The following is a 22542-nucleotide window of genomic DNA, read 5'->3' as shown; positions in this document are numbered from 1 at the left end:
CCGTTTATCTTACGCACCAGGTTTTCTGGTACGTAAGATATAAAACTCAATTAAAGGCGCTCTCTTAGTGTAATTCGCTTTAAACCAAGCAACGCTACAAGCCACAGCATCCAGAAGACTGAACCGCCACCACTGCCACCCTTGCTCGTAGTGGGTTCAGTTACTGGTTCAGAAACTAAGCTGGCAACGCCCCCTGGATCAAGCACAGTACCATTAGCCTGGCCATCTGCATCGTTGGCACCGCCATCTTCTATTAGCATCATTAGACAGTTGTGGCCTTGCGTTAAGCCTGGTTGATAAGCAGTACTTCCAGGAGAAGGGCAAATGCCTGGCTCTCCTGCACTTGAATATAGTTGGTTATTGCTATCAAGTTCAAAGTTCTGCCAGCCGTATATTGGATCTAATTTACGATACACTGCTTCTTCAGGAATCGGTTCTATAAGCGGAATAACGAGTTGAATACTACTTCCAACTGGCAACACATTATGAATTTCGAAATCAAATAGGCCGCTGGCATAGTCGAATTCAGCATCAGTTTCTAATCCCATATCCCCCAGATTTAACGCACTGAGTAATGCGCCGCCATTAGGGTCCGTCATAGCGGCTGTGCCTAAGGATAGAGACGCTCCATATTCAACCTGCATTAGGTAGCGATATTCATCGTCACTGCCTACTCGGTGCTGCAACAAAGCTGAACCGTCAATAAAATCAAGGTAGTCAGCGATACCATCATAGTCGGAATCTAGTCGCCCCTCGACGAAATCATTGACTCCATCACCATCAGAATCGTCATTTGCCGACAATGTAAGATAGGTATCAATCACTCTAAGATTTATACGTGCATTTGAAGCTTTACTTGGCGTACCGTTGTCTGTAACACTCACTTCGGCGATATATACGCCTGTACTTAAATTGACCGGATCAAAGGTAAGCGTTCTTGAGTCGCCGTCAAGGTCTACTAGCTGGTTGTCGGTTTTACTCCAGTCAAATGAGTGTGAGTCAGCCGAATTTAAATCATCAACAAGCGCATGAATAGTCACCAAGCCTTCACCTGAACTGAGCGTTGTAAGCGCCAAACCATTTTGCTCTGCGGTCACGTTTAATCTAGGGGCAATATTCGATTCTGTAATCGTGATCTGATGCTGCTCGTTCGCACCTATCACCGCATTGACCGGATCATTAAATGTAACGATAAGCTGCTCATCACTTTCAACAATTTGGTCATCTAAGACTTCTAGTACTAGCTCGGCAGTCATGCCTTCGTCAAAAATGACGACACCGCTGACCTTAGTGGACTGCTCGGTGACATTTGAGCTAGTAAGTAAGTCGTAATCATTTTCGTTAGCTGTACCACCAAGACTGTAAGGAACAAGCACAGGGTAAACTGGTGCCTCCCCAGATAAGCTCAAGTTAACTGAAACACGATTGTTTTCACTTGTGACCTGAGCTTTGCTTAACAAAAGTTGCGGTATTATCTGTATAGACTGGCTGGCAATTGTTCTATTACCGGCCGAGTCTTCTGCGAGCCAGTTAACTATGTGATGCCCCGGTGGTAGGTGGGTCTCATCTAAATTAATAAGCGCGACACTTCCATCAACATTATCGCTTGCACTAATATTACTCATTGGCACTGCAGTTAATGGCCCATTAGACGCCAACGTAATTTCAGAAACCAAATCAATCACCGGCGCCTCAGTATCTGCCGCACTAAGGAATTCATCCAAATTCGTTATGCCGTCATTGTTAGTATCAAGGCTAGCATCTGCTGCATCATTTGGGTTGAGGTTGTGATCAAACTCCCAACCATCTGGAATACCATCCACATCGCTATCAGCGCTATTAGGGTCAGTTTGCGCAGCGAATTCCTCTCGGTTGCTCAAACCATCGTTGTCTTGGTCAATAAATGCATCGCTGGCATCTTGTGGGTCCAAGCCGAACTGGATCTCCCATACATCCGGCAAGCCGTCATTATCACTGTCTGCATTATCGCTTGTAGCAGACGTAACAAAACTAAGGGTGTCACTGCTAACCATTTCGCCAAGTAAATTATAAGCGTCTACACGAACATAATAATGAGTCGCAGGATCAAGGTTCACAAGATTCACTTGGTGACTCAGCGCACTATCTATATTGGCTTCTTTGTAAGATAAGTCATCGATCGCCGTACCAAAGCTTACCTGGCCAATTGCTTGATCGGTATTGGCCCATTCAACAAGCGCGGTGTTTGTTGAAATAAAGCTTACGTCCGGCTGCGAGCTGAAAGCAGGCAAGGGTAGATCGATCAAGCTACCGGAGTTAAAAGAAATTGTTTGGAAAGATGTTTGGTTGCCCACAATGTCAGCCAACACATATCGTAGCTCATAGCTGCTATTGGGGATTAGCTCTTGAAGCAGAATAAAGTGCGACAGCTTCTCGGATTGTGAGCCCGCTGCTTGCCAATCAGCAGAACCTTCAGGTCTATATTCTACAAATACAACCGACAATTCATCACTTACTAAGCTTAAGCTTGCAAGCTCACCGAAACTTTCAAGAACCGGTGTTGCGGTCAGAATTGGCGCAGTGTTGTCTGAACTTGTTGAAATACTTCTTAGCTTACTAGAGGCAACTTCGATAAGCGTATTAATTTGCTTGCTTGCTGTATATCCGTGATGATCAGTGGAATATGCGGTACAAGTATAGCTATTACCTTCCACTAAAGTGGTCAAAGTAAGCGTGTGTTTCTTAGTTGGTTTAGATACGTGCACTTCAAGCGTCGCGGCGGCGCTTGTACATACCAATCGCGCATCAGCGTTTACATCGGTTTCCCAGTAGACACTAAGCGTGGCACCGCTAAGTTCGAGAACCTCCACTTCCGACATAAAGTGAGGATCGCCTTGATGGCCTCTAACTTTACTGCGGAAGGACATAACCTCACTCATTGCAAGATTACCTTGCGCATCAGCGGTCTGAACTTGGAAGTAATAAAATGTATCAGGCTGTAAGCCGGTCACTGGCAAAGTATGCGAAGCCCTTAAACCGTTTTTACTTTCAATTTGCTCAAGCTCATCTATCGAAGTACCGATTACTAGACGAGTCGTTGCAGGCTCACTAGTTTTCCAGCGAATGACGACGCTTTGATGTGTAATATTCTGTATTAATGGGCTGCCGATAATAATGGGTGCCATGGTGTCTGGTGAGGCCAGGGTTGTAAAGGTTATCGGCGTACTGATAGTCGGGCCGTTTCCATGCCTGTCTGTGGAAGATACCGTTAAGGTATATTCTGTTTCAGGTAAAAGATCTGCCAAAGGCATTGAGTGCTCTAAGACAAAACGTTGATCACTTACCACATGGTATTGGCTGCCATCGTTATAAGATACACCACTTGTTGATGCTTCATCCGTCGTCCAGATAACTGTCGCACTGGTATCGGAAATATCAATAACCATTGGCATCAGTAAGATGTTCGGAGCGCTGATGTCGGGGGCGGGCAGGGTGGTGACAGTCATTGCCTGACTTGTTGTAGGGCCGTTAGCTTGCTCATCACTTACTTCAGCAATAACTGTGTACGCAGTATTCGGACTCAAACTTTCGATAAGAATTTGATGGCAAATCGCTAAATCCGAAAGAGTGAAGTGTTGATCATCAACATATATCGAGCCTCTAACCGGCTCATCTGCACACAAAGATAAGGTAAATTGCTCATGCGTTATATTTGATGCATAAGGGCCTTCTAGTATCAAGGGTGCCCGATAATCCGGTACAGCAAGCGTTGTAAAACTGGTACTTAGTGTTTCAGAAGCGCGGTCATCTTTATCTAATGAATGGACATCTGCCTGATAGAGAGTCTCGGGGTCCAACCCTGTCACGACGACGCTATGCTCAGTGCTTAGTGTGTCTGATTGATAACGTAAGCCGTTTGATAAATCTACAATGCTTGAGCCAGGTTTATCACTTGTCCATTCGATAACAGCGCTTGAGTCGGTGATATGCTTAACATAAGGACCAGCAATAATTGTTGGTACTGCAAAATCACTATGAATTAGCCAGATATCTTCACTGGTTTCCTGGGTAATAGTATGGCTAACATTGGTGATAGCGAACCCTGAACTTTCTGGAGGATTAACTGATATGCCAGTTTCTTGATTTGTAAATAAGCCGAATGCAAACTCACCATTACTGTCACTGATCGCATTACTGTTGATGCCATCACCAGTATTTTCCATGTAGTAGCTGATCGAATCACGCGTATATGCATGATCTACTCGCAATTTAACACCCGGAACAGCGACGCCGTTGGCATCGAGTGCTTTTCCACTTAATACTGACATTGGAATCGTTACATCAACTGAGGTATTAGCGAAAACACTAATATTTCTGGCAGCGTAATAAACTGCAGCATAATCGGGTACAGGGTAAGCCGTAACAACACCCTCGTCATCAACTTGATTCTCGGTCTGTAAGTAAGGCCTTAACTGATAGTTTCCAGAGGAAACTTTAAACTCGAAATAACCTTCGCTGTCGGTGAGAACGGGTGTGTCAGCAAGTTGACGATTACTCTGATTATGTGCGGTAATCATTGTATGGTCTATCGGGTTGCCCTGCTCATCTAACAGGTAGCCAGATAAAGTGAAAGGCTGCGCTAAAACGAAAGAATCAGCTGTATCCTGCGTAATGACATAATCACTAATTAGGGTGCTACTAACAAGCTGATTGCCTAGCGGCGGCACAAAATTAATATCAGTACTTTGATTAGTAAACAGCGCTAATGCAAACTCACCGTTAGCGTCACTCAAAGCATGGGTCGCAGGCGACTTGCCCTGACTTTCCAAATAAAAACCGGTGTCACTGTTTCCGTTTTGCTGATACGCGATATGGCTAATTGTCACGCGCGTAGCGGCAACTGGTGAGCCGTTTTTGTCGCTAATGGTTCCACTCAAAACAGCCATTGGCAAGATCACATCTTGAACCGTAGCAGACTCAACAACAATATTTTCTTCAGCAAACAACACCGTTGCAAAATCAGGTAAGGGATAGGTGGGTCTTGAATCTTCGCCGCGACCAAAGGGGTTTAAATGAGGCTTAATTTTGTACGTGCCTGCCTCTACCTGAAATTGATAAGTACCATTTTCGTCTGTATAAACAGCGCCGCCAACTTGGGCGTCATTTTCCTGGAGGTGCAAGCTGAGTTTTGTATTGTCTATAGGTCGACCCTGCGTATCCTGCAAGACACCTGAAAGGGATACACCTTCGACTAAAGTGAAGTTTTGACGTGTATCTTCACTGATACTGAAATCCTGGATAGTTGTCACAGCTAGGTCGTTACGTGCTCCCGGAGGCGTAAGCATAATGTCGACTGGCTGATCAGTGAAAATCGCGAATTCAAAGTCGCCATTATCGTCAGATATCGCATTGCTTAAGGAGTCTGTCGCATAGTTTTCAAGATAGTAGTCCTGAGTCGTCGTAGAGAATTGATGTTGAATTGATAGCGCAACGCCAGGCACTACGTTGCCGAAGGTATCTACAGTCTTACCGGAAAGCAAAGCTAGGGGCAGCGTAATATCGAGAGAAGTATTCGCGCTAACCTGAATATTCTGCGGCTCATGAAAAATTGCCGCGTAATCGGGTACTGGATAAGCAGGAACTGCCGAAACGCTAGCTGAGTTAAACACATCTACCAAAGGTCTTAACTTATAGTTGCCCGGCGATACTGCAAACTCAAAATGGCCCTGCGTATCAGTGAGTACTTTATTGCCCACCTGGTTACCAGTGCTCTGCTGATGCAAGCTTACTTGAACCTTATCGATCACGCGCCCCTGACTATCTTTTAGGTAACCAGATAAGGTCAGTGCGTCACCTATCAATGTAATCAAGTGAACGACGTCGCGACCAGCAATACTTATTTCCTGCAGGGTAGGGTTGCTGAGGCCACTTTCTGATGGCGGAGTAACACCAATGAAATAATCGCCAGCACTCATATTTTCAAATAAGTACGCACCGTCCGACGATGTAGCCACAGAACTCAGATATTGTTTTTGACTATTATAGATTGCTACTTCCGCGCCTCCAACGGGGCTTCCCTCACCATTAACAACACCGCTTAAGCTAATACCAACTAACTCCGGTGGCGGTGGTGAAATAATCTCGGGGACATCACATGCATCGCCAATACCATTAGCGTCACGATCACTCTGATCTGCATTGGGTATTAGTGGACAATTGTCATTTTCGTCAAGTATTCCATCGTTATCGAAGTCATTTTCGATAACGGAAGGCGCATCACAGGCATCACCTATCCCGTCGCTATCACTATCACTTTGATCCGGGTTAGGTGTTAATGGGCAGTTATCGACTCCGTCAAGCACGCCGTCATCGTCATAATCATCGTCTGAGATAAGCGGAACATCACAAGCATCACCTATACCATTATTGTCACGGTCAGCCTGATCACTATTCGGAATCAAAGGGCAGTTATCGCTTTCATCTGGAATACCATCCCTGTCGTAATCAACTAGGGCCGGTGTATCGCATACATCACCAATGCCATCATTATCACTATCAAGCTGGTTAGTGTTTGGAATTAACGGACAATTATCAACATCATTCAGTATGCCGTCGTTATCATAATCATCGTCAGATACTAAGGGGGCGTCACAAGCATCGCCAATACCGTTATTGTCGCTATCAGCTTGATCAGCATTTGGAACCAAAGGACAGTTATCGTTATCGTCAAGTACGCCATCATTATCGAAGTCATTGTCATTATTATTCGGCGCATCGCAGGCGTCACCCAAACCATCGTTGTCGCTATCAGCTTGATCAGCGTTCGGCGTGGTCGGGCAATTATCAACATCATTCAGTATTCCATCGTTGTCGAAGTCATTGTCGACCAATACAGGCGGGTCACAAGCATCCCCGGCACCGTCATTATCACTGTCGATTTGGTCTGGGTTTGGCGTAAACAGGCAGTTATCCACATCATTACTTACACCGTCATTATCAAAGTCATTATCGAAATGAAGCGTTGTAAAGCTAACAATCTCACTACTAGTTTTCTCACCAAGGATATTAAATGCATCAACCTGCAAGTAATGCATGGTATTAGCTTCGAGATTCAAAAGCTCCAGGCTGTGATTGCTGAGGCTACGATTATCTGAACGAAGTTTAGTTAAATCACTGTCGGCCTCACCATAGCGGACATTGCCAGTAGATGGTTGGACGGTACTCCAGCTGACCGTAGCACTATGCTCGCTGATATTACTTACAACGGGCTGCAAGCTAAATACCGCGTCTGGAATCGTTCCTGGTGCGATAGTTTCAAAATATCCTAACGGGCATTGAGCACTATTACCCGCCACATCAGTTAAAGTGATTTGTTGTTCGTACTCCGTTTCGGGAGTCAAGCCTGTAAGTAGCAGAGAATCTTGTGTAGATAAATTGATTGTGCCACTTTCTAACCAGTCAGCCGCGCCAACGGGGCGGTAATTAAGCAATGCGGTAGTCAGCTCACTTGAAGACCAAGTAAGTTGTGCCGAATCGACATAGCCCGTTGCGGAGGGTTCACCGACACATTCTGGGGCTTCTGTATCTGGTACAGCTGCCGTTGAGCCTCTTAGCGGCGCACTAACTGTATCGCCTGTGATATCCGAAGAATAAACATTACAAGAATAAGTCGTATTAGCAGCTAAGCCCGTTAAGGTTAACAAATGGTGCTTGACTCTCTGCGGATCGCTTATTTCATAAGTGACTTTTTCAAGCGGTGGCGTTGGAGGAGGGCTTGGCAGCTCAGTCTCACCATCGAAAGCTATATTAAGTAGAAGGTTTGGTGAACCATTTAAGCGACTGATCAAACCTGTTGAAGCATATCCAGTCATACTCGAAGCTACTTCAGCCGGCGAAGCATCTGGGTGAGCCTGCAAATAGAGTGCTATCGCTCCGGCAACATGTGGTGTTGCCATTGAGGTACCACTAATAGTATTGGTACCGCCATTGCTCCAAGTCGACGTAATATCTGAGCCTGGCGCGAATATATCAATACATGCTCCCCAATTTGAGAAGCTTGAGCGGCTATCATATCGAGTTGACGACGCAACTGTGATCGCAGCAGGTACTTTATTTGGCGACCCGGAACAAGCATTTATATTTGAATTACCCGCCGCTACAGCAAAAGTAATTCCAGCATCAATCGCCCGGTTTACTGCAGCATCTAGTGCCGCTGAATTTCCGCCACCAAGACTCATGTTTGCTACAGCAGGAAATTTAGCATTTGCTGCTACCCAATCAATACCTGCAATTACGCCCGAAGCTGTTCCTGAACCATTACAATCAAGTACTCTAATCGCTGTCATATTTACATTTTTTGCAACACCCCAAGTGTTGCCACCAACGGTTCCAGCAACGTGAGTACCATGGCCATTACAGTCAGAAGCGTCTGCGTCATTATCAATGAAATCCCAACCACTTGTAGCTCGACCTGCATAATCACTATGCGAAGTAAGTATACCCGTGTCGATGATATAGGCATTTACACCACTACCATCTAGCTCATAGCTATAGGTGGTATCAAGCGGCAAAGCAGTTTGATCGATTCGGTCAAGGCCCCATGTCGCACTGTTTTGCGTTACGCTAGCACTCATTACCTGATCTTGCTCTATCAAAAGTACGCGAGGGTCGTTGCGAAGATTCTGTAATTCTTCAGCTTTCATTTTTAGCACAAAACCAGGAACTGAACTGGAGTATTGGCGCACCGCCTTCGCTTTGACTTTGTTAGATATATCAGTAGCCAATGCCTGAACTGATGCCTTACGCTGCTCAGGAGATTGGTTTTTAGAGAGCCCGAAAAACTGCGGGCTGATCGGTGAAGGGGAGTATATGCTGCGATTTCTGCTTGAGCTCTGCGTTGCGTTTTCGGGCTCTTTTAGTAAAACGATGTATTGTTCTTCAATTGACCGGGTTGGCGCAGCAGCAAAGTAGGGTGCAATTTGCGAAGAGCTGGAGAATGTTGTTGCTTGCTCAAACTCGCTAACAGCTTGCTCAGCCTCACAGACTAACCGGCTATCAGCATCAAGATTTGTTTTCCAGCTAACAGTCAGCGAATCAGTACTGGCATTTTCTATGACTGGCTCTGCTACAATTTCTAGTGTAACGGGCGCAACACCGGGTAATAAGGTTTTAAATGAAAGCACATTACTGGTAACGGTATTATCAGAAAGATCTGAAGACTCGACCCTAAAGTAATATCGGGTGTCGGCAGCAAGGTTGAAAACAGGAACGCTGTGTTCAGTAGAAAATCCATTTAGAGTAAAAGTCTGATCTAGGGACTCTTCGCTTAGCCCCAGACGAACCGTACGAGATGAAGACTCGGTAGTTGACCAAAGTATGTCTGCGCTGCTAACTGTAATATTTTCAACAATAGGCCCTGCGATAATTTGAGGTGCTGTCGTGTCAGGCAAAGCTAAAGTAGTAAATTCAACAGGCGCGGAAATGCTCGGCCCGTTCCCGGCTGCATCAGTGGAAGACGCCCTTAAGACATAAGTAGTATTAGCATCTAGACCACTTAAATACATTTCATGCGAACGAACCAAGGACTCGCTTTGAAGCGTATTAGTGCTATTCCCGTCCGTATAGGAAACACCACTATCTGCTGCTTCGTTAGTCGTCCAGCGAACGATTGCGGTCGTTTGGCTTATGTCACTTACGATGGGTCCAGTTATTTCAGGTGCAGAAATATCAAGTTCAAATAGTGTGGTTACCGTTTGTGGTGAGCTTAATACAGGCCCATTTCCAGCAATATCGGAGATAGCAACAACAACTGAATACTGCGTACGCGGTGTAAGGCTAGGTACAACAAGTTGGTGACAAGTAGCGGCACTATCAAGGGGAAAATCGCTGCTGTCTTCCGTGCCGACGGTGACGACAGTAACAAGAGCTGTTACCGGCTCATCAGCGCAAAATGATACGGTAAATTTGTCATAGTCTATTGAGCTAATAGTTGGTCCGGTGACAAAAAATGGTAAATCGGAATCGGGTAAGGGGGATGTTCTAAAGTTAGCTGGCACTTGCTCAGAACTTAAGCCATTATCATCAATTGAAAATACAAGCGTCTCGTAGGCAGTATCAGCTGATAAGCCGCTTAATACTACAGAATGATTAGTCGTTAGATCTTGGCGGGAAAATGTATCACCTCCGCTAATTACGACCGTGCTATCGGATTCCTTATCCGTCACCCACTCTACGACTGCAGATACGTCACTTATGTTTTTTACGAATGGACCCGAAATAATTTTCGGCGGTATTAGCTCGGTTGTTGGGTTTGACTCCGTTGTAAAACTTATCGTCTCACTAATACTTTGCTCACCTTCAGAATTGAAAGCATCTACCTGAAGAAAGTAAGTTGTTTCTGCTTGCAAGTTATTAAGCGCGATAGCGTGAGCGGCGGTAAAGTTGAAATCGGATTCAAGCTGGTTCATTTCGTCAGACGTGAGGCCATAACGAACTTGACCTGTTGATGCCTTTTCTGTTGACCAGTTGACGATTGCGCTAGACGCGCTAACATCACTAACGAAAGGCTGAATTGTAAATAAGGGGGCAGGGAGCTCAGGTGCACTAGCTTCAGTTCCAGAGTTAAACTCCGCTATAGCGCAATCAGCACTATTACCTACAGCATCAGTCAAACTTATTTGATACTCATAATTGGTGTCAGGTAATAGCCCGTTCAGTAATTCTAGTCCCGTCTCTCTTAATTCTGAATTCGCCTGCTGACTCCAAGTACTTGCTCCTTTTTCCCTGTAGTTAAGGCTTATTACTGCTAGCTCACTGCTTTCCCAAGTGACTTCGGCAAAATTAACAAATGCTTGGGCTGTAGGTGGTGTTATACAGTTTGGCGGGGTTGAATCTACAAATTCTGTACTTAAAGCACCAATCACTTTGCTAGCAATAAAACCTTCTATGTCCGTCGAATAAACCACACAGCGATATGCAGTATTAAACTCTAATCCAATTAGAGTAAGAAGATGGTTTTTGCTTAATTCTGTTTTATTTACCTCGCTAATCCCGTTCACCGATTCGCAAATTAGACGGCTATCTGAGTATCGATTCGTTTTCCAACTTAAAGTGATGCTGTTACCCGTCAAACGCTCAATAACAGGCTGTGAAATAATTTCAAAACCATTAGAGACACTTTGCGATTGGGTCGTAAAAGAAGAAACGTTGCTATGAACTTGATTTCCGCTTAGGTCGCTTGATTCGACTGAGAAGTAATAAGTACTCGCAGGTAAGAGATTAGTGACGCTCAATTGGTGCTTTGCAGAAAAGCCGGGAGATGATTCGACACGGCTTAGGTTATCAGGCTCTGTGCCAATGGACACAACAGAAGATGATGATTCATCGGTACGCCAGCTAATCATCGCGTTAGTGTTTGATACATCTTCAACTAAAGCACGCCCAATAATTAATGGCGGTTCAGTATCGGAAGTAGAAGCTGTCTGGAACTGGATCTCCCGAGTTTGTGTTGCTCTATTGCCAGCGGCATCATTTGAGGCAACGGTTAAATTATATAGCGTATTAGCACTTAGCCCTGTAATCTGAACTGAATGATCGCTTACAAGCTCAGTGTTATTCTGAACCCGGTAACTAATACCATCGTTAAATGAAACTGCACTGCTAGCCGCTTCGTTTGTCGTCCATTTCACTACAGCTACTGTATCTGAAATATCAGTAACCGTTGGCCCGGCGACGATTAGAGGAGGGTTCAAGTCTGCCGCTGCTAGCGTTTTAACTCTACTAATATGGCTCTGAGTTGGGCCATTACCGCTAATATCAGTAACTTCTACTGACACCGCATAGGTCTGATTCGAGTTTAGATCACCTACAGTCAAGTTATGGCAGCGAGAGAAGTCATTAAGTAAATACTCAGCTCCGTCAACGATAAACTTTCCTTGCACTGGCTCATTAGCACAAAAAGCCACCGTAAACTGGGTTTCTCCGATAGACGTCGCTGCTAAAGGTTGGACAAACTGTGGCGCTAATGAGTCAGCACTAATACTTTGAGTGGTAAAGCTTAGAACTTGCGTTTCAGAACTATTGTTTTGTGCGTCTCGTGTCGAAATATTTACGTCATAATCGGTGTTTGAATCCAGGTTATTAATAACAACGCTATGTTCTGTTAGAAAACGGTTATTTTTAAAAACCGCTCCACCAACCACTTGAACTGTACTTCTAGCCGGTTCATCGGTCTGCCATTCTATTACCACAGATTGGTTGCTAATATTTTTAACATAAGGCCCGGCAATAGTTTTCGGTATTATGCTATCAAGTAGAACTAGCTCCTGGTCGAGACTAAGCGCGTTGTTAAGGGCAAGATCAGATCTTACAAAGGTCGCAAAGCCACTTTCGATTGTTGGAGTATAGGTAAGGTCATACAAGCAGTCAGTGCTGTCTGGGTAAAAACCGGATTCAATACAGGTATCACTAGGGAACAGCAACATAACATAGTTGCCTTCAGCATCTGTACTAGCACTACCACTGGCATGATCCAAACTACGTGTCGATAACTGAAGTAGGGGGCCTTGCTCAGGACCGTGCCAGACCGTGCTGGTTTCGATTGATACATTGGGGATAGGGGCTTTATTAGTATCAAGTACCTTGCCAGACAGGACAAGAAAATCGAACTGTAAATCACGTATTGTATCTACATAAACTTCAAAATCTTCGGATGAGATAGCTACACTATTTGGCGCACCAGAAAGCGAAACATCCGATGCTATAAAAGAGGCTCGAAGCACATAACTACTAGGCGAAACATCCCATTCATAGGCGCCATCTGAACTAACTTTTTGGGTGTCTCCAATTTGAAGAAAAGTATCATCTTGCAATACTTCAAAGAGAGTTACGCTCGCACCATCAATTAAGTTTCCCTGATGATCTTTCACTACGCCACTAAGGCTTGCTGCATGCACCACAAGTGAAAAAAATGCTAGGAAAAAGCTTAGGACAAGCGTGAATCCTCTGCCTTTCATAAAACCCAATAGTTTTTTACACATGCAGCATCTCCAGACAGAAGAGAAGTTCTTAACAAAAAGAAAATTTGATAAAACAAAACAAGGTGGAGCAGCTAAATAGTATAGCTCGTTTTATCAACTTCACTATTTCAGTGAAACCAACATACCTCGACTGATTGCCGTAGAGGCATTATTCCCAGCATTCATCGTCGCAGATGCCCACCAATAACTCATTACACACTTTGTTCCGCTTTTGTTAACAACTATGTCACGGAAATAACAGTCAATAATGCAAAGGAACTGAATAGGTCACACATATAAGAAGTGTTGCTACATTATTGTGCCGATGGTAGTGCGTTTTATTAGCAGAGTAGAACACATGATAACGAAGCGAATCACCATATACATAACCACGATCTATTTAACATAATATATATTATGCGCACTTATATATTCTGGTGAAGCGTAATTGACTGGTACTTGTGGGTGAGCAACTAAAGAACTAAACTTTTGCAACTAAAAAGCTAAAATTACAACTATATCTATAAATTGGGCAAACTAACTTATGAGGGTGCTTTTTTCAGTTAAAGCAGTTTTTGATATTATCTGGATTACCAATATTCGAGTATTTTGATTTTGAATGTGCATGTTTTACAACGTATGGTGTGTTCTCAAGTATGCACTAAAAGGGATTCTCTTTTTTTGCTGAGGAGGTGCACTTTTAATACAAAAGTGCGTTATAAACAGCGCTTCGCCAAAGCGTGTTTTAATAAGAGTACATAAATTACCAAGAATTACCTATCAAATTGGTAATTACCACCGGCTGGGGTAATTGAAGGCAAAACTCTTGTAAGTGCCTTTTTTTACTGCAGGCTTTGACATTTTATTTATATAATCCTTAGTAGTAACACCTCTATAGAATCAAAAGTAAAGTGTATAAATTCTGTTTATAGCCCTATAATCCGTTAAATTCCCATTATTACGGATTTTGTTTGCAAGGTTGATTTATGCCTAAAAATGGACAAGCTCGTGTACCCTCTTTAGACGAACAGCATCATTTATTCGAAGTTATTCTGCAAAACCGTCATCCAGAGAAAAATACTGCAATTATGCAAATCAGTTTCAAGCTCGGATTGCGAGCGCAAGAGATTGCTTTGCTACAAATAAAAGAGATTGCACAACTAACTTCTCGTTGCGACTTCACATTACTTCAGGTGATGACCTTACCCGCCTCGTATACGAAAGGCGCTGATGCCATGAAACGCTCAAAGAGTAAATATGAGCGCAAAACCATCAGCTTTAAGAAGTCAGCATTTGATCAAATGATACGTCAAGTTGAAAAACTGGTTCAGGTAGGTGCTGACGTAAACCCTGAAGATTTCTATCCTCCTGTGAAACAACATAAAGGTAAATCCCGTGATCTTCCCATGGTTGATACTGATTTGAGGCGGGCTCTTACTGAGTATTTACAAATTCGTATATCAAAAGAATCACACCTAAAGCCTGGTGATCCACTCTTTATCACCCAGAAAGGTGGCCCCTACTCTCCTAATACACTTCAGGAACATATGGCTCTCATGCTCCGAAATTGGGCCGGGATCGAGAAAGCAAGTTCACATAGTGGTCGCCGTTCACTGATAACAGATGTGATCCATAAACAGAAGAAGTCAGTTAAAGTGGCTCAGAAAATTGCTGGGCATGTAAACGCCTCAACAACTCTTATATATGAAGAGCCGCCAGAGGAAATGCTTAATGATGCGCTAAAAAATCTGAATAAGAATTAACAAGCTGTTCGTTAAGGAATAACAATACAATTTAACCCAAGATAACGCCCTATTCATTTAGTAATCTGCTATACAATAAGATCGATGACTGACATAGCTCGAAAATGAGCCTTCATAGAACTCGAAGTAATTACAGCTATGTATCGCCGCCATTCAAAAAAGGAAGAGCCTTAAGAAAGTTGCTTCTTAAGCCTTATCTCTCGAGGAAGCTCAGGGCTTCCCCCGAGCTGCTGCTGCGCTAAACTCTGGACTACTATTTAGCTTTACGACGCGCAAACCCCATAGCTAGAAGCCCGAGACCTAGCAGCGAGTATGTAGCTGGCTCAGGAACACTAACCGCTTTAAAGTCAAAGGAAAAATCAAAGCTAACGAAATCCCCGGAAGCAATGCTAAAAGGACTTAATCCTGCCATATCAACTCGGATACCGTGGTCTGAAAACGATGTATCAAAGCTATATAGAGAATGGCCTGTAACTTGTGAAAAACCTGAAATTACTGCTGAAGAGTCTACAACAGAATCCATATTTAGAACTTCCCAGAAATCACCATTTGATCCAGACCAGTCCCACTGAGTCGCTGAGCTATTAACCAGTCCAATTGAGAGCTCGTTGTCCGACAAGTTGATAAAATGACTTACTCCAAAACCATACCCACCTGTGCGCGTCTCACTCCCTGCCCCGACAACGGCTGATTGTGTGCCAAACCTGTCTTTAATATCTACCGTATCTCCAATTAATCCAGCGTTAGCTGTTGTAGAGCTGATTACTAGAATACCGGCTGCTAGACCGCATAGTAACTTAGACATAAACAATTTCCTTGTTAAATTCTGCCGACACACTTCACCGGCAATAGATTGACGTACGTAAAAAATGGACGTCCATTTAAACATCATTCACTAATGCAATCCGTGACTCATGTAGCATAAGTTTACAAAAAATTACATGATGTTAACGCTATGACTTAAGAGAGCTATTACTAGCCTAATTTGACCAAAGTAAACAAAAACCGCCAACGTCCGCTTTCAGAAAGATAAAGACACAGGTATTGGTAATTATCTAGTACACCTCTTAAAACATCATCAACATCTTCGGGAATGGCTCTTTCATATTTTTCTATTTGATGGTACTTTTTTAAGCCCAAAAGTTTTCTGATTCTAGTTTGAGGTACTCCCGAGAGCATTAGATGCACTGCAAAGCTATGTCTAAAGGTTTCAGCGGTTATATTAAAGGGGGAGCCTCCCGAACGTTCGACCAGTTTATGTATATGACGATTTACAGTATGTCGATCCACACCGAAAAGTCTTTGATTGTGTTTAATTTGGTTTCCAATAATGTAAGACTCAATACGATCTTTTAGATCCGAATCTTTAATTGAGATAGATCGAGATGAGATCATTTCTTGCTGAGCTTTTGTGGGCCTCCCAGCCCTACTATGAAGCCGCTTCAAAATAACACTTCCTGACCGTTTAAAGCTTTCACGCTTTAAACCTAGAACTTCAGAAACAGTTGCTCCAGTACTCCACATTAAATCTAACAACAACCTTCTGGGTAAATATTTTTCATTATTAAGTAGCGTCAATATCTCTGGCTTTACCAAATATCTTGGGTACTTACTATCAATGTTGAAGAGCGATGCTCTATGGTCGATTAACTCATTCCAAGTGTAAGAGCATAGGTAACCTGAAGTTTCACGGTTTTGCGCAAAAACACGGTATTCAAATAACTGCTTTGGTTTTTCAAATAAGTGTTCCATTTTTGCCTCCTAATTTTGGAGCAAGTTAAAGGTAATTATAGCCACTATTTTTAGCCAAACAGCACTCTTACTAGAACAAATAACCATTAGAAACAAAGGTATAGTAACTATGTACCAATGTATGGGTTATTGGTGCAGAAATACAGGCTATTTTTATGTGTTGTTTACCACGTAAAATAACAGTCTCTTCGGTCTACTGAGGATGTGTACATGACGCGAGAGCAGCTAAGATTAGCGCGACTTGTCACCGCTGAGAGTTTAGTGCCACAACAACATACCAACGGTCGCGCATTTCGCACGGCGGTCGAATGTCGCCTCCAAGCAATGATCAAATATCCCGGTGCCGCTGAATTTCACTCCTATGACGAGTACCTATATGCTGCCCTGCAAGAAGGCGACCCTCGCGTGGTTAGTTACATTCCTCAACCGCTAAAACTTCGGTACCGAGGCGTGCCCTATCGGCCCGATGCCTATGTATTAAAACGTGATGGTCGCTACATTATCGAACTTAAACCGCGGGGTGAATGGGATGACGAAAAGCTTGCCGCACTCAAAGCATTCTGCCAGTTACATAATCTAATCTTTGAACTTATTGCCAACGAATCAGCCCGTGAACGTGAAACGGAAGCATTAAATTGGTGGCGTATCGTTCGCGTGCTATATCGTGCGCGTCATGTAAACACCGACAACCACGAATTAAATATTCTGCTTGAGTGGCCCCTAGGCCAGACCTTCCCCTTACGTCACTGGTTACACCCTTTGGACCGTGAATCGCGCGCAATGAGTGAAGTTGCCTTATTCAGGCTACTTCATCGCGGCAAAATTCAGGGGAATTTAACCCAATGTCGACTCAGTTATGATCTGGAGTTATCCCGATGTCCCGTTGGCGACATGCCCTCGCGCTAGCGCCGCACTACTACGATTACAATAATTGGCCATTGGTTGAGGTCGATGCCTTACCGGTTTCTGTGCGAAGTACGTTCCTACGTAACCAACAAGTAGCTTGTTGCGTACTAAATGGCGACGCACTTAACCACGTAGCAGAGCGTGTCGCCTTATCCCCTGGCCGGATCACTCAGTTACTTAATCGTTGTTTTACCGAGGATCATGACGGTCAATGGCCGTTGACAAAAGCGCTAATTCCCCATCAACATCTCAAAGCAAATGAACGACTTATTGCGCTGCCAAGCGTGCTCAAACCTAGCGGTGAAAAAGGGGCGTTTCAAGCCTTGCTCAGCGAACTGCCTAGTATCGAAGTCATGATCGATGAGGCTATTGCTGCGCACTTGAAAAAAGCACGATACGCACCAACCTTATTACTTCATTCCATTTTTGGCATGTACAAACAGTGTCTGGTCGATGCACACTGGCCACACGATCGCTACCCCTATACCACAAATAAGTACGGTTACGAATCCTTACGTCGTCATATTCATAAAAAGCTCGCGAATGCGCTTCAAGCACGAGAGCGCACAGCTCGAATGAAATTTCCAGCCAGCCAGCCCCCTTTGCAGGTCATGGATCGTGTCGAAATTGATGAGCAGGTCATTGATTTCCAGGGACGGCTGACTCTCTGTTTAAATGATGAATTAATCCCTCTGCGATTAGCTCGCGCGACTTTACTAATCGCAGTAGACGTGGCCTCTTCGTGTTATCTTGGATACCACCTATCACTCACAGACCATCCTAGTGCCCTCGATCTACAGACACTACTCGATAACTGTCTGCAATCTTGGCAGCCGATGACACTCACTTCCCCCTTATTTACTTACGACCCGGGTGCCACTTTTCCATCGTCCTTACCTGACTTATCGCCCCTTGTATTCGAACGCATTGCACTTGACAATGCCTGGATGCATCACGCAAAGGCGATTGAACAGCTTGTTGTCGTTGATCAAGGGGCGACCCTTGAGTTTGGGCATCCGAAACATCCTGTCGCGCGGAGTGAAGTTGAACGTGCCTTTGATTATATTAATCGCCACCATAGTCATAAATTACCTTCGACGACAGGATCGCATCCGCGTGACCCTAAGCGAGAAGATGCAAAAAACCGAACTAAACCTCCTGCCATCAGTCTGCAAACGTTTGAAGAAGCGCTTAGCATTGTGTTGACTCAACATAACGTACTAAGTAAAGGCGGAAGAAATGCCGGATCTTCCCCTCTAACGTTGTTTGCGCATCAATGGCAACATCACTGGCACCCCAGTGTCTCTGAAGACATTGGCGTGCCACGCAACCCGTTCCGCCTCCGGTTACGATTACCCATTAAGCGAAATCGCGACAGCGGGCAATGTTATTTGTATTTTGAACGCGTGCATTACTACCTTGGCGACCTCGCTCGATTAGCGCCAAGCGAAACACATGTCTACGCGAATATGGATGCGCGTGATATTCGCAAGTTTGAGGTCGACACCGAAATGGGCAGGCCTATCGGCGTAGCAACCTGCTCACGTTCCTGGCAACGATTCCCCCACTCCATCACGATCCGAAAATACATCAACAAATTAATTCGCCACGATAAAATTCAGGCGCGTGATCCCTTAGCGGGATTACTGCACTATCTACTTAAACACAAGCAGGAACCAAAGCATGCGTTGAGACTGCTACACGTAGCCACTACATTTCAATCGAACGGCGACGCCCTCGACCTCAATCAGCCAGAACGTGTAAAAGCGAAACGCCAAGCTAAAGCCAATGCCACATGGTCTAGTCAGACGGCTTTTAGCCATCCTGGAGAACCATCATGACGTCCCAGGAAATGCCTTTTCACCCCCTCATCGATACACCGCTAGAGGTCGTATTCGATACTCAAGCATCGCTCCAATTAGAGGAAACAGTGAAACGTTGGCTATGGACCGGAGGAACCGGCGGCTATATTATTGGGCCGGCACGAATTGGAAAATCCTTTGCCGTACGTCGTCTCGTTGATCGCTTGCGTAATCGTCAACAACGTCGCGTTCCGGTGATCTATACCTCCATCAATCGTCGTGATATAAAAACCATACGAGGCGTCTTTAACAATCTATGCTTGAGCGTCAATGTGCCTGTATCGAAATCCGACTCATCGGATGTTTTGGCCGCACGCTTCGTACAACATGCCTTGGATTTAGTTAGCCTTTATCAAACTTATCAGATCGTTCTGATTGTCGATGAAATGCAGCGATTAAGTCTGGATCAACTGTACGCGTTTTCTGAGATTTTTGATGCATTTGAAACCGCTAGAATCCGACTAATGTCGGTGTTCGTGGGTAATCAGAATGAGTCTAATCAACTCTTAGATCAAATTCACCAATCGACAAATGACCATATATACGGGCGCTTCTTTCGTCAACACACATCGTTTTACGGCGTGCAGTCTGAGTCAGCACTCAGGGAGATACTGACTCAATATGATTCCTTTACCTACCCCGACAATGGACCCAGCTTTACCGCGTACTTTCTACCCCGAGCAGTCGAACAAGGCTGGCGATTCGTCAATATGGCTAGCGACATCTGGCGTGTTTATTGTGATCAATTCTGCCAAGAGGAAGAGTCACAACTAACCATGGAAATCTGTCGAGCGACCCTAGACATTCTTCTAATGGACTTCTTGCCACGGTTGACGGTTGTTCACGACTATGACGATGCCCTTATTACTGAGGCCTTTTATGTGGCGGGGATCTGATGATCGTGAATAAGTATTTACCCGACGACTATCTCGTTAATCAAGGTCGTTTCTTTTGGCTACCCTATTTGAGTCAATGGGGACGCTGGCGTATTCAGTGCATGGCCAATCCTGGACTACTCATGCGCGATATACGCCAAGGTAATGATCAAACGATTTTTGCGACGCATGCTGATCTAAACCGCCATAAATTCAAACCAGCCTTACGTCATTGTGCACAATGCAGTGCGCTTTTCTATCATAGCGATATCTATGATTATCCTTGGTTAACGAATTGCCCCATTCATGATACGACCTTAGGAAGTACTTGTTCGCGCTGCCACTCCCCATATCCCAAAACACGACAGGAAATTGCTACGCGCCATTGTCCTCAATGTGGTCGAGGTAGGGATGACCGCATTGAAAAAACACTCGCCTCAATCATCGAGGGCCAGGCATCCCTAGCAGAAAAAATTGACTCGACGGTTGGCTATTTGACTAACCTGATCACTAACATTGATGAAAAACTTCGCATGAAGCTTGGTGACGAGGACAGACTAATACAGAAATTGGGATTGTCGTTCCCATATCCATCACGATTTTCGCCGGAGCATCCGGATTTTTGGGCAATATGTTGCAAAGCAGGTTGGTGCAAGAAAAAGCAGCTAAGAGCAATTCATGGCGTTGAGGTGAGCAAAATTTCTAGCGTCACATTTTATCTTCAGTCGTATGATACAGAAGCACATCGTGACCGATATTTTGAGCAAATTCACGATTTAGAAACGTTAGTCTTAGAGTATGGTATGTCACGTCTGAAATTAATTAGCGGTTTGCTTAAACAGCATCGATTGCTTTCAATTCAATCCTATCGATATCTTTCGATCAACCATTTCCAGGCGTTATCGCCACCTTGCCCTATTTGTTTCGCACTGAGCGTATGGCTAATGCTTATGTTTACATTAACGTCTCACTTCCACAGTGCTAAGGTGCTGGAGAAAAGCTTAGAAGAGATGACCCCTCTGTTCCTTAAACAAACCGGATGGGCTGGTTGCTACACGCTTATACAACGACTCGTCAAAGCATTCACTATCGTTCCCTTATTTGAAAGTCATGCGCTCCGTCACTTTATTGTACCTCGTGCATTCGATGCTTTGCTCTATGCCCTGCTTCGATATGCTATTCATTTTCAACAAACTTTGAACACAAAGGATTTTGAGTACTCGCAGACCTACAGGCTAAAACACGGTGATGAATACGAGACCGAAGATCTAGTATCGATCGCCTCATTTTCTGGATCTGCAGACGAGTTATCATTCTGTTTATCCAAAGAAGATGTACTAAATAAGATCAAAGCATTAGATTGGCCGGCAATAGAAGCTTGCAAATGTGGTCTATTTCAACAAGAGTACCGTTCTTTAGCCCCTCCCATGTTGACAGTGTTTAATGATGTATTGGATCTAGATACGTGCCGTGAGGATAGTATAATAACTTATCTACATAAGTTTCGATCCCATATTAGAGATGATATTGGTGCTGTTCAAGCGTTTGGTATCAACCCATTTACATATCATTATGAAAAACGGGAAAGAATGTTCGGTAAGTCTTCGGTAAAAGGGTTATAAAGGTTTACGACTACTCACATCGCTGAGTCATTTTATGGGAATAGATAACTTAATATTCAAGAACCGACCTTGCTTCTTATCACAAACGATGAGTAAGTAGGCATTAATCTCTAGCTGAGCTAGAAGAAAAGTTCATTGCCTTTGTTCGGATAGCGGACCTTTGAGACTGGTTTGAACCGACTCTTTCAGTTCAGTGATTCCATAAACACTTATCAAGAGAGTTCGGCTAAAACCAACGAAATGAGTTTCATCGGTTAGAAGAAAAAAGCAGATCTTTTTCTTGTGTAACAACTATAGCAGTTACCTTCACAAAGCGGTCTTTTGGCGGGTTTTGCTTTTTGGCAGCTGTGATGAGACAGCCGACATTTTCGAACTATCACATTGTCCGCTTTTCTGTCATTACCGCGCAGGCGGTAATCTATTTTTTAAGTGACGTTGATTGTGCCATTAGCTGCCGTTGAAGCTTGGTTTAGATTTGGCCTAAATATAACATTTACGAACGCTCATGGAATGCTGGCTTTGAGCACAGGCTGTGTGAAAACTCGTATTTCAAATAGATCTAGCTTTATTTCGTTCACAACAAACAGCACAGGGCTACAGTCATGTATCTGGCGCCGATGTTTGATTTTTGTGATTACCAGCCTTTTTAGAATAGTCCGCTCATACAAGCCAAATAGCGCCTCAACAGGAAGCTGCAATCAGATTAAGCCTAGGATGCATTGGTCATCAAAGCTTTGATTAAGCCGCTGACACCAAAAATTGTGATC

The 22542-nt window shown here is 44.1% G+C and carries 8 protein-coding genes; 5 read left to right on the top strand and 3 right to left on the bottom strand.

The window, feature by feature from the left end; genetic code table 11:
- Positions 1 to 50 precede the first annotated feature (50 nt).
- Entirely contained in the window at positions 51 to 13016 is a 12966-nt protein-coding gene (locus A3729_RS25345; protein ID WP_068634412.1) for a thrombospondin type 3 repeat-containing protein, read from the bottom strand.
- Positions 13017 to 13981: 965 nt separating this feature from the next.
- Between A3729_RS25345 and A3729_RS25340 the strand changes: the two genes are divergently transcribed.
- Entirely contained in the window at positions 13982 to 14758 is a 777-nt protein-coding gene (locus A3729_RS25340; protein WP_068515018.1) for a site-specific integrase, read from the top strand.
- A gap of 253 nt (positions 14759 to 15011) precedes the next feature.
- Here the strand turns inward: A3729_RS25340 and A3729_RS25335 are convergent, their stop codons facing one another.
- Together A3729_RS25335 and A3729_RS25330 are read right to left on the bottom strand one after the other, a co-directional pair.
- Positions 15012 to 15563, bottom strand: coding sequence for a PEP-CTERM sorting domain-containing protein (locus tag A3729_RS25335; RefSeq protein WP_068515024.1), 552 nt, complete (start codon positions 15561 to 15563; stop codon positions 15012 to 15014).
- Positions 15564 to 15733: 170 nt separating this feature from the next.
- A complete protein-coding gene (locus A3729_RS25330) occupies positions 15734 to 16510 on the bottom strand; it encodes a tyrosine-type recombinase/integrase (protein ID WP_068515027.1) in 777 nt (258 codons plus the stop codon).
- 210 nt (positions 16511 to 16720) lie between these two features.
- Between A3729_RS25330 and A3729_RS25325 the strand changes: the two genes are divergently transcribed.
- Genes A3729_RS25325 through A3729_RS25310 form a run of 4 tightly spaced genes read left to right on the top strand, consistent with a single transcriptional unit; the run spans position 16721 to position 21775 of the window.
- Positions 16721 to 17416 carry a TnsA endonuclease N-terminal domain-containing protein gene (locus tag A3729_RS25325; protein WP_068513285.1) on the top strand — a complete coding sequence of 232 codons (696 nt, stop codon included), beginning with the start codon at positions 16721 to 16723 and terminating at the stop codon, positions 17414 to 17416.
- Positions 17386 to 19257, top strand: a complete 1872-nt coding sequence (locus tag A3729_RS25320) for a hypothetical protein (RefSeq protein WP_068515030.1) — start codon at positions 17386 to 17388, stop codon at positions 19255 to 19257. The genes A3729_RS25325 and A3729_RS25320 overlap by 31 nt, the downstream gene beginning before the upstream one ends.
- The gene (locus tag A3729_RS25315) at positions 19254 to 20174 is read left to right on the top strand and encodes an ATP-binding protein (protein WP_068515035.1); all 921 of its coding nucleotides are present in this window, start codon (positions 19254 to 19256) and stop codon (positions 20172 to 20174) included. Before A3729_RS25320 ends, A3729_RS25315 begins: the two co-directional genes overlap by 4 nt.
- Entirely contained in the window at positions 20174 to 21775 is a 1602-nt protein-coding gene (locus A3729_RS25310; RefSeq protein ID WP_068515038.1) for a hypothetical protein, read from the top strand. Before A3729_RS25315 ends, A3729_RS25310 begins: the two co-directional genes overlap by 1 nt.
- Positions 21776 to 22542 lie beyond the last annotated feature (767 nt).

The sequence above is a fragment of the Oleiphilus sp. HI0043 genome, assembly GCF_001634935.1.
Note: the sequence above shows the minus strand (reverse complement) of the source record. Positions and strands in the feature narration are given on the sequence as shown.

What these genes read in the sequence shown, in the direction of transcription:
- A3729_RS25320 (WP_068515030.1), top strand. Translation starts at nt 17,386, where the DNA reads ATGTCCCGTTGGCGACATGCCCTCGCGCTAGCGCCGCACTACTACGAT.
- A3729_RS25315 (WP_068515035.1), top strand. Translation starts at nt 19,254, where the DNA reads ATGACGTCCCAGGAAATGCCTTTTCACCCCCTCATCGATACACCGCTA.
- A3729_RS25310 (WP_068515038.1), top strand. Translation starts at nt 20,174, where the DNA reads ATGATCGTGAATAAGTATTTACCCGACGACTATCTCGTTAATCAAGGT.
- A3729_RS25335 (WP_068515024.1), bottom strand. Translation starts at nt 15,563, where the DNA reads ATGTCTAAGTTACTATGCGGTCTAGCAGCCGGTATTCTAGTAATCAGC.
- A3729_RS25325 (WP_068513285.1), top strand. Translation starts at nt 16,721, where the DNA reads ATGACGCGAGAGCAGCTAAGATTAGCGCGACTTGTCACCGCTGAGAGT.
- A3729_RS25330 (WP_068515027.1), bottom strand. Translation starts at nt 16,510, where the DNA reads ATGGAACACTTATTTGAAAAACCAAAGCAGTTATTTGAATACCGTGTT.
- A3729_RS25340 (WP_068515018.1), top strand. Translation starts at nt 13,982, where the DNA reads ATGCCTAAAAATGGACAAGCTCGTGTACCCTCTTTAGACGAACAGCAT.
- A3729_RS25345 (WP_068634412.1), bottom strand. Translation starts at nt 13,016, where the DNA reads ATGTGTAAAAAACTATTGGGTTTTATGAAAGGCAGAGGATTCACGCTT.